The organism is Brevibacillus sp. BC25, from assembly GCF_000282075.1.
Lineage (GTDB): Bacteria > Bacillota > Bacilli > Brevibacillales > Brevibacillaceae > Brevibacillus.
Window position 1 is genome coordinate 1 of record NZ_AKIX01000024.1, and the last position, 13,756, is coordinate 13,756.

The following is a 13,756-nucleotide window of genomic DNA, read 5'->3' on the forward strand; positions in this document are numbered from 1 at the left end:
CTTAGAGTTGCTCTCTACATACTGTCTACTTGACAGGGAGCAGTGCATTTATTCCGGAGCGGACAGTCTTCACCTCTTGCGGGGCGGAGGCCGAAGCGTAGACTGGAAATGCGCTTCTTCCCTCCACTACAGCCACAAAAAAAACAGCTCTTCTCGGCATCATCCTGCCAATAGAAGAGCTGTTTTTCATTTATAGATAAAGTAATTTGCCTATAGTCTGAACGTATCCACCTTGCTGCGCAGCTCCTGAATGCTGTCTGTCACCTGCTCCGTTTCAGACACGAACTGATCAACGTTTCCACTGACCTCATGCATCGTAGCAGATACTTCTTCCGTAGCCGCTGCTGTTTGCTCCGAGATGGCAGTAACCGTCAACACGGATTCATTCACCTTGTTCTGACCTTGCTTCATCGTCTCTACACTTGCCATGACATTTGAAAGCGACGTCTTCAACGTATGCGTCATGTCAGACAGAGCCGTAATGCCTTGTGTAACGGAATCCAAACGCTCTGTACCCGCATTGTAGCGATCCAGCGTCGCATTTGTCTTTTCCGTAGCTTGTCTTACCTGATCTTGAATGTCTTTGATGCTCTCCTGAATGACGTGGGTTGCCGCACCCGTCTGTTCAGCCAGCTTGCGAACTTCTCCCGCTACCACAGCGAAGCCTCTGCCCGCTTCGCCAGCACGCGCACTCTCGATGGCTGCATTCAACGCCAACAGATTGGTTTGTCCGGCGATTTGCTGAATCGTTTCAATCACGTCGTTAATTCGGCTTGATTTTTCTTCGAGAATCGCCATTGTATTTTGCACTTCATGAAATTGTTTGTTCGTCTCTGTTCCATCTGCCAAAAACTCTTGCAATACTTTGTAGCTGCTCTCTCCGATATCGGACACCTGATTGGATACTGCATCCATCTCGTCAATCGCCGTATTCAGTTCAGACAGCTCGCTCAAGAATTCTTGAACCGTTTGCACCGTCATCTCCATCGCAGTTGCTGTCTGCTCATTTCCCTGCGCAATCTCTTGGCTGGTGACCACGATATTTTTATTTTGCTCGCGGACAGAGTTGGCACCTTCCCGAATGGAATTCGCCATGCTGTCGATATGCTCGGTTGTCTCTTTTACACCGCCAATAATTTGACGCAGCTGTGTCGTCATCTCACCAAAAGCAACGACAATTCGGCCAATCTCGTCTTTTTTGTTGGAAACAGAAATCTCTGTAGACGTGAGATCACCAGAAGCAATGCGCATAGACGCCTCTTGTACAACTTGCAGTGGACGCAGCATCTTCTTGATCAAGAAGAATACAGCACCCAAAGCAATAATCGTTACGATGATCATAGCGATAATGATGCGCGGCATGGTTTCATCCAAAACCTGATCATTAATCAGCTCCACTTTGTCTGCCGCAGTATCCACACCTAGCACCGCAATCACTTGACCAGATGGATCTTCAATCGGTGCGAATGCACTTAGGTAGTCCCCGAACACAGGGTCTTTGACGATTGGCGTACTGTTCGATCCGCCTTCTAGAGCAGGAGCAATATCATCCATGCCGGTAGAGCTCGTCTCTTGACCGATTGTAGAAGCTCCCTCTGCTCCTTTCGCCATTCCATCCACCATAATCTTTACCTTTTCACCGTCTGTATGAAGAATATAAATATAAAGGGCACCTGTTTTTTCGGTATACTCAAGCAACGTATTTCGGATAGTCCAATAGTCGTCGGTTTCTTGTGGCGAAGATATAAATTTCGCTATCTTCTCTGAGTCAAGCCCTTGGGAGATATGCAATGCTGTGTTGATGCTTGAGCGCGAGAGTGTCTTTTCAACAGTAGTTACGCTGTTTTCGTAAATCATGATAATATTGATTGCCATCATGACGGCAATGATCACCGCTACAAGAGCAACGACCCGTGTTGCCAAGCTCTTACTCATCCTGTTTCACTTCTCCTTCGCCGGTTACGATATGTGTATTGCGGCCCCCCACCGGGGAGCGGACGCATTGTTACGGGAGGGTTTGCCTTTTCGTAAAAGGATCAGCATTGCTGTTCTCACACGGTGTTACTCGATAAAAAAAGCACCCAAAAAGGGTGCTTTTCCTAAACACTCCCTACCAGTCTTATCGACAATCGGTAGTGATTTAATTAGGACTTTTGTTGGGCAATCGTGAGAAATCGATGGGTAGGAATATCGATATACCCAACTGCTTCCATTTTCTGGTGCAGATCGAGCAAGGCATCGGCATACTTTTCTACAGTAAAGTCGCGAATCTGCCATTCGATAGCCTTCAAGTAGTAAACAATGGCACCTATGTCGTAGAAACGCGAAAAGCTCATTTCCTCTCTTTGCTCCACAATCGTAAGACCGGCTTCCTCCAGTTCGTTCACTGCATAGGCAAGATTCCAGTGCAGGTAGTCTGGCGGAATCGGAGCGTCCAGCAATCGATTCAGCTCGAGATTGTCTTGACCGCCTACTTGCTGGGTAACAAATGTGCCCCCCGGCTTCAACAGGCGCTTCATTTCAGACGGCAAATAAGCTTCATGTCGATTGATGATCAAGTCGAGTGACTGATCCTCAAAAGGCAATATTTCTTCCCCGTCTACTGGAAACACACGAACACCCAAGGGCTCCAGATTGGCTTTTGCCACCGCTATATTCGGCGCATAGCCTTCTGTCGCATACGTCTCCAAAGGGAACGGTGCAAGCGTAGAAAACAGTTCTCCACCACCTGTTCCCATTTCCAGCATAGAGCGAATCCCAAGCATGTTCTTTTTCACGATATTGACGTAGTTCCAGCCAAGTGGTGCATCCTGCATCCTGCCTGTCGCAGTCAATCTGGCAAAATCCCACCCAGCGAATGGTGCCTCCACTTCCTCTTGAAGGCTTTTGATCCGATCCTTATTTTCCATATTTGCTTCTCCTCTCGTTTATACCAGTCTGTTCACTTCCAAACCAGACGAGGCAGGAGGAGCTCGAGCACGTTGTTATGTTTGTACAAAATCAAAGGACATGAGAAAAAGTCCCCTTCCCAATATTCTGATAAACCGAAAAATAATACCAAAATTGTAGCGTATATCCTGTATGTAGATCAAGTGCACTTCTCCGACTTAAGGCGGAGTGAAAATACTGCCTCGGTACGTTTGGTACTCAGCCGTTTCTCTATATCATTAGTATCGAACTAGTAAACAGGAGGAACTGATCATGGCTGATTTTGAAGTGCTTGCCGGGATTCATCAAGGATTGTTTCTGGTCCTTCTCATCGTCATGCTGGTCCCGACAATCATGGCAAACCAGCTCGTTTACCGTCCAACGAAACGGGCTTTCATAAGCAGTGCTCGCATCACTTTAAGTTTTTCTTGGTCGGCCCTTTTTGTATTTGCGGGGCATTTGGTGATGACGTGGGTTTTGTTTGAATCCTTTGGTTGGCTTTACATAAAGGATACGTTGCTTGGCTTTTTACCTTTTATTTTTGTTCCATCGCTCTTTTGCCTTCTCTCTACTTTTCCACGATTGTGGGAGTTGACCGGGAAAGGCGGCAGAGAGTCAAGGCACTCACAAGTAGATACGGATGATACCCGCATTTTGTTACAAGAGAAAAATGTTAGGTCTGCAAAAGCAAACTCGCTGGATCTAGACGACGCATTAGATGCAGAGTGGCGAGGAGACGCATCTTGTCCCGAATTGCTCGTTCCGCTGCAAGCTAGCTTCTTGGGCTGTCTGATTGCACTCTTCCTTCAAGTCTTTTTTCCAGCTGTTACGCTGGAACCGTCCATTTTGTTTCTCGCTTGGGGCGTATTATTAGCCGGGGTCTCCCTGCTCTGGATTCGGCAATCTTGGAAGCATCAATACCACTCCACTGCGGAAAATTGGGTGAAACCACGCCGCCTGCACCGCTTTATCCGTTTTGCCGCGTTTCTTCTGATGACTGCTTTACTTGCGACGATCTGGGGAAATCAAGCGATGATAGCGAGTCGCCTGCCCGATCATTCACCTTTGGGAGGTCAGAATCAGGACGATCACGCTCTCCCCGATTTTGTTTTCCCTGTAAAGGCAAGTGCCCATTCGATGCCTTCCACAGGGAAACTTAGAAGTGTCGATGGACCAACAGAACTAAAACAAGAAACACCTGATCGAACGTTTTCGCTGAACGCACAGAAAACAACTATCCGTCAAGCATCAGGCAAAACCGTAGAAGCATGGACCCTGAATGGACAATATCCCGGACCTGAGCTGCGAATGAAGCAAGGTGAACTCGTCGAAATCATCCTTTTGAACAAGGATATTTCCGAAGGGATAGACATCCACTGGCATGGCATGCAGACTCTCGCTAGTTATGATCGCATTGCAAAAGGAGAAAAATCTGTTTATCGTTTTCGCGCAGAACAAACAGGAACGTATTGGTATCATTCTCATCAGCAAATTCCTGAGCAAGTTGTGAACGCACTGTTTGGCGCCCTTGTGATTGAGCCAGCCGAGGCTACGACTACAGGCGCACCTATCCGCGACATCGCCATGATTCATCACAAGGACGAAAAGGCAGGCACGACGTTAAACGGCTCACATACACGAAAAATCGAAACGATTGCTCCTGGCACAACGGTTCGCCTTCGCTTTATAAACGCCGAAAATGCTCCTGTCACTTATTTGCTGCAAGGAACTCCTTTTCAGGTAGTAGCGATTGACGGAACCGATGTAAACGAACCGAATTTGATTGCCAATCAAGCCTTGCAACCGGGGGCAGGCGGTCGATACGACATTCAATTTACGATGCCTAATCGTCCCGTGCTATTTACTCCCGCTGCAAACCAGCATGACAAAGGGCTGCTCTTAAGTCCAGACGGGTCCGAAGATGCTGTGCCCTTTTTAGATGCAGAGCTTTCTGTCTTTGACCCTGCACGCTACGGCAGTCCGAATGCGGTTCCTTTTGATCTCTCTTCCCATTTTGATCGGGAATATCAACTGCTCATTGATGGTCAGTACGGATTTTATGACGGTCAATTCCAACGTTTGTCGACCGTAAATGGCGACTTACTTCCTGAGACACGGATGATGATTGAAGAGGGTGATCTCATAAAGCTGACCTTCGTCAACCGCAGCTTCCAGGATCAGTCGATGTATCTGCACGGTCATCACATGCTCATCTTGAGTCGGGACGGCAAAAAGGTTACAGGAAGTCCATGGTGGACGGACACTCTCCAGGTAGCGCCAGGTGAAACCTATGAAGTTGCATTCCGCGCGAATAATCCTGGTGCATCAATGGAAGAGAGCCTAACTAAAGGTGAAACTGCTTTTGGTATAGCAATCCCGCTCGTGTATGAAGAGCATCTCTAAAAAGAAAACAGCAGTCCGTAGCGATTTCGCCAGGCTGCTGTTTTCTTTTTATCTGTTACTGAGACTTTTTCCGGTTCTTGGCCGCCAATAGTCTGTTTAGTGTTTCGTCAGGCTGCGCATGTGTTTGCTTCTCCTGCTTCTCTTTTGCCTGCTCGTTCTTGACTGCTGCTGGCTTCACCCGATTTCCAGCCGTCCCTACCGGATGAATGAGGGGAGCAGATACGGCTTTCTGGTCATCTGTCCGCTCTTCGCGTGTCCGTCTTGTCGCAGAGCGCTTCTCGCCGAGGCGAGACAATACTGCCTGTTGTTCAGAATCAGCAGACGTGGACTTGCGCAATCTCCATAAACTAGATAGCCTTGCCCACCATTGATCCGGCAACTGCAGACGGCGAACGGCGATATCGATCGGCAGTAGCAAAGCCGCCAACATCAGCAACCACTCACTGATTGACTGTGTGTCCCATTTCTCAGGAAGCGTGCCGCCAAAAGCCTCTTCCGGTTTGCTGATCTGATTCCCTCCACCAGCACTTAGCCACTCTTGAAGTTCTTTCTCTCCATCGGCATGTATTCTATATTCGGGTGAATAGGAAACGGTCAATCCTGTCGTTTGGCTCGCCATGACTCGGCCTTGATTTTTTTGTGAGATCTGAATCATGTATGTGCCCGGATCGGCTGTTTCGAATTCACCCTCCATGACGCCTGGCGCAACCGGCTTAAGCTTGATAACTTCTCGCTTCATCTCTTGATTGAGAACGACTGCCTCCATCTCTTGGGGCATGCTTCCACCAGCTGGCATCGTAACCCTCACATTGCCTTTTGCGCCGTTCACGCTCGTGGTCGTCTTCCAAGCGCCTTCTGTAATTTGTGGGAAAGACCAAGCCACGATTTCGTTCCACAGACGGCTGTTTCCTCCCCAAGCCACCCAGTCCGGTGACCACTTCCCTTCCAGATCACTCGTCCAGGCGACAGAACGCCCCAGACCGTACTGCCAACGGGTGAGAATCGGATCATCGTCAGCACTCATCAAGGATGATTCTGCTGTTTGCTTTGGTGTCGTTGCTATATACGCACGCACCGGAGGCAATGTCTGCTTCAGCGTAGGCCAAGCTCCCACCCCTGTATAGCCTGGTACTTGGGGCTTCTCCACAATAAACGTACGACTGGCTAAGGCTGTTTCTTTACTGAAGATTTTCGGGATGGATTCAGCATCGTTTGCAAAGTAATATCTGCCTTTTCCTAACTCGGCAATCATCTCCAACAGCGACCTATCTGAATCATCACCCAGCGCCACTGTTGAAACGGTAATATTTTCAGCCGTCATTTGTTGGAGCAGGCCCTCGTAATCGTCGTCGAGTGCAGACTGCCCATCTGTGAGCAAGATAACGTGCTTACGCTGCGTGTTCATCGCCTTTACACGTTCGTAGCCCAGCTGTAAGGCAGGGAAAATATCGGTCCCGCCATCCGCTTGGATTCTGCTGATCTGCTGTTGGATTTCATCCAGCTTCGTGACAGACTGTGGAGCTACGACATCCCATGGCGCATCGTCAAATGCGATCACTCCGATGTGGTCCTGTGCATTCATCATGGTTGTCGCTCGAATCGCGGCTTCCCTAGCCAATGCCATCTTATCCGCACCTCTGGCATCGGAGCTCATACTACCCGACTTGTCGATGACCAGCTGAAGTCCGAGCGAAGGGAGCTGTTCCTTCCCTTTTAAATCCATGTGAACAGGTAATGCCTCTTCGATTGGTGTCTGAAACCAGCCACCCATGCCAAAGCTATCTTTACCGCCTGTCATGATCAAACCAATGCCCAAATCACGTACAGCGGTCCGCATGCGTTCCATATCCGCATCAGTCATGCTGGTAGCGGGCACATCTGCCAGTACGATGGAGGCAAATTGCTTGTAGCCCTCAAGCTCCTTTGGCAGCAGTGCGAGATCGCGCAGCTCCACCTTGATATTGCCCGCTTCCAGCGCTTGAATGAGGTTGCTAGCGGCACCTGGATGCCCTTCGGCTACGAGTACGACTGGTGCCCCAGCTACCTGTGTATAGGCTGTAGCCTGATTGTTCGCCGCTACGGTATCTTGTCGCGGCTCGATTTCCACGCGATAGCGATGGAAACCTTGCTGCATCGCTTTTTGCGAAAAAACGAATCGGTTGTTGCCCTTGCCGATCTGTACTGTTTGCTGGCCCGCCTCGCGATTGCCTTCATACAGGCGTAGGGTTGCCTCGGTCGCTATCGTACTCTCCACATCAACGGTAATGCCGTATTCCTCTCCCGCATACAGTCTTTGCGGTACCTGTACAGATGTAAGAACGACCTCATCCCCGTGTGGCTGCTGCAAGGAAACAGCCTCTACAGCGATTCCTCGCTCCCTCGCCAGTCTCGTCTGCCGTGCCGCATCTCCGTTTGTTTCCAGACCATCTGTCAACAAGACGACTTTTCCTCTGGCATTGGTAGGGATCATGGCAGACGCCAATCGGAGTCCTTCTGCCAAATTGGTTGCATTCCGGTTGACATCCACGCCCAAGGGCTGTACCTCTTGGCGTATCGTCAATGGTTGATCGACCGCTGCCTCTGCACCTACTGCAATGACAGCATACTTATCCCCTGCTTGCTTTTGCCCGATCGCCTCGCGTAAAAAAGAGAGAACACGCGGATCGTCCTTCATGGAAGCGGATCGATCTACAACAAACACAATCGTTTTCGCCTGAACAGGTGTCAACAGCTGTGTCCCTGCCAACGCTAAAACCAGAAGGAGGAACAAGAGCGTGCGAATGGTTGCAATTGTCGCTTTTCTGCCGATTGGCATTTGCTGTTGATGTCGCCACCAGCTGATGATGACGTACGCAACGGGAAGCAATAACAACAGGAATAGCGGTTGTATAAAGTTAATACCCACGCTGATACACCCTCCATTCCACCAATAACACCAAGAGAGCAAACGCCGCTAACCAATAGGTCAACTCCTTCGTTCCCAGTGCTCCACTTGTGTCAGTCGCTGTCGCTTCCTCACTCTCCTTTTGTTCTTCGGCATTCTTCCGGGCAACGTTCACAGACTTTGGTGTAATATTCGATTCTTCCTCATTCATTTGGACAGTAAAATACGTACTTTTGGTCCCTGTATCTACCCCTTCGTCAAGACGATACAATCCGGTCAGCTCCGGTAGCTGCATCGTTTTCGACGTGGCATTCTCCGTAAGAGACTGCTGGTGTCCATTCGGATACGTCAAGGTACGTGTCGTCGCTCCTGGTGAGAGTGGGATAGTCAAGACCTCTCCCGGATGTGCTGTGGGGATTGGGGCTGTTTGACCAGGTGACAGCCAGTTGACGACATTTTGCATAAAAATCGGAAATGCAGGACGCAGCGGGAAGTCCGATGCATGCAAATCAAATCCGATGATGACCATTCGTCGACCGTCTATGATCCCGGCTCTGACCAGATCGACATCGCCTGCGCGTACCAATGGCTTCATACCAGGCATCTCATCCAATACGTATCCTTTGGCGACGTGCACATCCCGCCAATCTACGTGCTTGAGCAGCGGGTCATCCGGGGAAACTGGCCTTGGCTGTTGATCCAGTTCTTTTTCTCCAGCAAGCGGCAACCACTCTGTTTTCTTGTTCGGAGCAATCAACAAAATATTTCCTTTTGGCAACTGGTCTGGCACGACTCCGTCAAAAACCCACAGATCACGCGCAGACGCCGCAGCATCCGATGCCTGCTGAATCGTTTCCACCTCAAGACTTCCGACTGTCTGCAATACTTGATGGAGGAAACGGTTTCCCTCTGGCGAATACAACGCTGCTTTTCCTTTCCCTGTAGCGAATGGAACACTCCACATGACATTATCCTGAGAAAGGCCGTCCTGCTCCGGTTCGATGACTGCACGGTAGACGCTAGACACCGCCATCTTCTGAAACGAAAATGTCTGGGAGCTACCTGCTCCAATCGCAAAAGAATCCGTATCCAGCAGCTTGTCTTGCTCATCAAAAACAGTGACTTTTCCTTTCGCAGGTATACTGCCGTGATTGTCCACCCGCAGCAGTCCCTCTACCCCTTTTTCCGTAGGCTGAGTCACAAAAGCACCGATTGCGGTATTCTCGCGGGTGCTCCCCATCTGCATGAACTGAAAGCTCCCGGAAAAAGCAGGGACTGAGCCTCCATCCAACTTGCGTTCCCCGCTTCCGTCCCCCATCCAAACCACTCCACTGCCTGGCTCATTCTCTGCAATAGCTCCCGCTAATGACAAGGCTGCGATTTGATCGGATGTCCCGGAAAAAGGCGCAAGCTTTTCAATAGCTTGCAAGAGCGGCTCTTTGTCTGCACTTTTGGAGACCAAAACATTTGGCTCACGCCCTGCCTCGATTAGAGTCATCGTCTGGCTGCTTCCCAGCTTCTCTACGAGTGCTTTTGCCTGTGAAACGGCTCGTTCCAGCCGCGTCTCGTTCCCTTCCTTTGCCATCATGCTCCCTGATGTATCCACGACCAAAATCGTGTGGTCGGATGTGATTCCCTCAGTGGGCACGGCCGGTCGTATCAAAGCCAGCACGAGCAAGCAGGCAGCGAGTAATTGCAGCAGCAACAGCAGGTTGCGCCGCAGCCTTTCCCACGGTTTCACTGCTTCCCAGTTTTGCATCGTGCGCTGCCACAGGAGTGTACTTGGTATGACACGATCCTCTACTTTTCGCTTGAGCAGGTAGAGGACGATGATGGCCGGGATAATTAGCGCAAACCACAAGTTGCCCAAACTCATCCACTGCATGTTGTCTCTCTCCTCTCTAGCGAATCAAGCCGGCCTGACGAAAGACATGGAAGACAATCGATTCCAGCGATTGTTCCGCCTCTACAGACACGTAGGCGATTCCTCTTCCATAAGCAAACGCGGACAGTTCTTGTTGATAATCTCGCAAGCTCTTGTGGTACTCTTCCATCAAAGGACTGGTCAGGGATACTTCTTTTGCTTGCCCGGTCTCTGAATCGATCAACCGCAGCTCTCCCGCATACTCGGGCGCAAGCTCTTCTTTGGAAAGCACCTGAACCAGTGTGACCTCTTGTCTGGCCGCCTGCAAATACGCGATGCCTTCCGTATAGCCTGACTCGAACAAAAAGTCCGACAGCACGATGGATGTGCTAGCTTTGCCGCTGACAGCCCCGGGCTGGCGCATTGCCGTTTGAATATCACCTGCTCCCCCTTCTTGCAGGGAAGATAAGAAGGTGAGCAAGCGATGCGCCTGGTTCTTTCCTTGCAGCCCGGTAAGTGCTGCCGTAATGCGGCTGTCAAATGCATAGACCGACACATGATCGAGATGGCACAGGGACAAATAGCCAAGGGCCGCGGCAATCTCGACAGCTCGGGCCATTTTGTTCGGTTGTCCGTAGCTCATCGAACGACTGCAATCGATATACAAGTTCACATGAAGCTCTGTTTCATCCAAGTACTTTTTCAAAAACAGCTTGCCTGAACGGGCATACGCGTTCCAATCGAGCTGCCGCAAATCATCGCCGGGAACATACGCCCGAAAGTCTGCGAACTCCATGGAGCTGCCCAGCTGTCTCGCCCTTCGCTTTCCTGCCTGGCTGCCGCTGACCGCTTTGCGACTAGCCATCTGCATTCGCTCCAGTCTGGCGAGCCATGACGGATCAAGCAGGTGTTGATTCATACCTTCTGCGTCCCCAGTTCGTCCAAAATGTCCATAATGACGCGGTCTGGTCGGATGCCGTTTGCCTCTCCTTCAAAATTGAGGAAAATGCGGTGGCGCAACGCTGGCAGAGCAACTGCTGTCACGTCCTCGTACGCCAGATTGTATCGGCCAGCCAATAACGCACGTACCTTTGCCAAGGAGACAATCGCCTGCACGCCACGCGGACCTGCTCCGTTGCGCACATATTTGTTCACCGAAGCAATCGCCTGTTCGCCCGGATGCGTCGCTAAAAGCAGCTTCACGGCGTAATCCAGTACCGCATCAGCTACCAGCACTTCACGCGCTGCCTGCTGAATCTCAGCAATTTGCTCGGCTGAAGCCACTTTTTCCACGGTGATCACCTGGCTCGTGGTCGTTTGCCGCACGATCATTTTCAGTTCTTCTTCCGTCGGATACGGCACATCGATCTTCAATAAAAAGCGGTCCATTTGCGCTTCTGGCAACGGGTATGTCCCTTCCTGCTCCAGTGGGTTCTGTGTCGCGAGAACGAAGAACGGCTCTGGCAGCAGACGAGTCACTCCCCCGGCTGAAACTGTTCGCTCCTGCATGGCCTCCAACAAGGCGCTTTGCGTCTTTGGCGTCGCCCGGTTGATCTCGTCAGCCAGCACGACATGAGCGAAGATCGGACCATGTTGGAATTGGAAAGACTGCTGTCCCTTCTCGTCGACCAACAGGATGTTCGTTCCAGTAATGTCTGTCGGCATCAGGTCCGGTGTGAACTGAATCCGCTGAAACGATAGCTCGAAGGCTTGGGACAATGTCCGAACAAGCAGCGTTTTGCCCAATCCGGGTACGCCTTCCAAAAGCGCATGTCCACCTGCAAACACGGCCCACAGAAGTTGCTCGACCACCTCTTTTTGTCCTACCAATACCTTTCCAATTTCCTGCCTGACAAGCTCTACTCGCTGCAAGCAATCTTCTAGCGTTTGCTGCGCCATCGCCGTGTCTCCTTCCTGTTGTTGAATGATCTAAGGCTCTATTTTACTGAAATAATCCTTCACGATCTCTTGATAATCGCCGGGAATACTGCCTTTTTCCATACTCTCGCGGGCAAATTGCTCATACTGGCCGTACACTTCCTCATACGGTAGCGTGCCACCAGAGGAAACTTGTGTGTTTCCGCTTTGCTGCGACTGCGAAGGTCCAGACCCGAGTTGGCCTCCGACTGTATCAACAGGTCCGTTGTCTCCACCTATGCGATCTGCCGGGACGGTAACGAGCTCGTGTTTGCCTTTTCCTAACCCGGCCCCGCCACCTTGACCGATTCCTTGACCGCCAGAGCCATTACCGTTTCCGTTTCCGTTTCCGTTTCCGTTGCCATTGCCGTTTCCGTTGCCATTGCCGTTTCCGTTGCCATTCCCTTGCCCCGAGCCATTATTTCCATTCCCAGGCTGGTTTGCCGGGTTCGCCCCTTGATTTGGGTTGGTACCTGTTCCCGGTGTTGCCGCAGTTGGCTGATTCCCGGGTGACCCCGATGCTGGAGTCGCCTGGCCTGTTGCTGCCGTACCTGCCCCAGCTCCACTCGCTCCAGCATTTCCTGCTTGTGCGCCTGCACTGGCAAGCGTCATTTGCGACTGATTGAGCGAAGCAGCGGCATGTATAGCTGCGAGCATGGCTTGCTGAGATTGTTGGATGCCCGTCATGGCTTGCATCAAGCTGTTCTCGAGCGCAGTCATCGCTTGAGGTACTTGTCCTTGGGCTGTTTGCTGGGCTGCCTCCGCCAGTTGTTTGGCGATATCCTCCAGTTCCTTCGAGTCGGCAGACTCTGCCTCTTTTTTCAATTGCTCTGCTGCGCTTGCGAGTTTGCGGGCGATCTCTTCCCGCTCTTTTTGCGGCATGCTTTCCATGGCTTTTGCCATTTGTGCCAGGGCCTCAGTCATCGCTTGTCGATCTTTCGCTTCCATCGCGCCAGCCACGGCTTTTGTCCCTTCTTGATTACCCAAGCTGCGCTGGAGTGCTTGCAGCGCTTTTTCTTTGCGCTGCTCTGCATCTCTGACCTTCTCCAATTGTTTTTCCGCAGCGCGCAGTGCATTTTGACGTTCTGCCGGGTCGTCTGCTTTCGCCAAAGCCTTTTTTGCCTGCTCCAGCATTTCCTCCAGCTGCTTTTTCTGCGCGTCAGTTAAGCCTGTATTCTTTTTCACGTCCTGCTTGATTTCCTCTACTTCTTCCTCGACCTGCGCGATTGCTTTCTTTTCCTCAGCCATCTGGGCCAGTCGCAAGTCTTGAGAATTCGGCCAAAGAAACAGCACCAGGCACACCAATAGCAAGCTACTTGTGACATACACCTTTCTTTGGACCAGCGACCAGATGCGGACGCTCTCTACGATTTGCGGCAAATTTTTTCGCAGATGCTGCTGGGCGTCTTCCCTCTGCATACCCGCTACCATCGACTGATTCTCTTGATTTTCCCATGCTGTGACGACTCGCTGAGCCAAACCATTGCCGTCTGCCACTTGCGCACATTGGAGCCAGGTAGGGCGCATCCAAAGCGCACGCGCCAGACCTGTGATGACCACAAGCACTGGTAGCACAACCGCGATCCATTGGTAAAACGGAATCGGCAAGATGCGGGCAAGGAGGAGGAGCACCAGACTCGCCCCCATTCCCCACAAACCATAGACCGTTAGCTGCTGTATCCATACACGCAAGCCCAGTTGCTTTCGAATGGGCGCAAGCAGTGACTTCAGCTCGTCGTTCGATTTAGAGGTAAACATGG

The 13,756-nt window shown here is 51.0% G+C and carries 8 protein-coding genes; 1 reads left to right on the forward strand and 7 read right to left on the reverse strand.

All coding sequences use genetic code 11. From position 1 onward, the window contains the following. Positions 1-210: 210 nt before the first annotated feature. Positions 211-1,935, reverse strand: coding sequence for a methyl-accepting chemotaxis protein (locus tag PMI05_RS05390; RefSeq protein ID WP_007718349.1), 1,725 nt, complete (start codon positions 1,933-1,935; stop codon positions 211-213). A gap of 209 nt (positions 1,936-2,144) precedes the next feature. Continuing rightward, positions 2,145-2,909, reverse strand: a complete 765-nt coding sequence (locus PMI05_RS05395; protein ID WP_007718359.1) for a class I SAM-dependent methyltransferase — start codon at positions 2,907-2,909, stop codon at positions 2,145-2,147. A 292-nt stretch (positions 2,910-3,201) separates the two neighbouring features. Here PMI05_RS05395 and PMI05_RS05400 point away from each other — a divergent pair, with 292 nt between their 5' ends. Next, on the forward strand, positions 3,202-5,331 hold the full coding sequence (locus tag PMI05_RS05400) for a multicopper oxidase family protein (protein WP_007718362.1): 2,130 nt from the start codon (positions 3,202-3,204) through the stop codon (positions 5,329-5,331). 55 nt (positions 5,332-5,386) lie between these two features. Here the strand turns inward: PMI05_RS05400 and PMI05_RS05405 are convergent, their stop codons facing one another. The 5 genes from PMI05_RS05405 to PMI05_RS05425 are packed head-to-tail and all read right to left on the reverse strand — an operon-like array spanning position 5,387 to position 13,754. Next, positions 5,387-8,236, reverse strand: coding sequence for a VWA domain-containing protein (locus PMI05_RS05405; protein WP_007718366.1), 2,850 nt, complete (start codon positions 8,234-8,236; stop codon positions 5,387-5,389). Further along, positions 8,226-10,100, reverse strand: coding sequence for a BatA and WFA domain-containing protein (locus PMI05_RS05410; protein WP_007718368.1), 1,875 nt, complete (start codon positions 10,098-10,100; stop codon positions 8,226-8,228). The genes PMI05_RS05405 and PMI05_RS05410 overlap by 11 nt, the downstream gene beginning before the upstream one ends. Before the next feature lie 16 nt (positions 10,101-10,116). After that, positions 10,117-10,998, reverse strand: coding sequence for a DUF58 domain-containing protein (locus PMI05_RS05415; RefSeq protein ID WP_007718371.1), 882 nt, complete (start codon positions 10,996-10,998; stop codon positions 10,117-10,119). Beyond that, positions 10,995-11,978 (reverse strand): MoxR family ATPase, encoded by a 984-nt coding sequence (locus PMI05_RS05420; protein ID WP_007718374.1) that lies wholly within the window; start codon positions 11,976-11,978, stop codon positions 10,995-10,997. The genes PMI05_RS05415 and PMI05_RS05420 overlap by 4 nt, the downstream gene beginning before the upstream one ends. A 30-nt stretch (positions 11,979-12,008) precedes the next feature. Beyond that, positions 12,009-13,754, reverse strand: coding sequence for a hypothetical protein (locus tag PMI05_RS05425; RefSeq protein WP_007718379.1), 1,746 nt, complete (start codon positions 13,752-13,754; stop codon positions 12,009-12,011). Positions 13,755-13,756 lie beyond the last annotated feature (2 nt).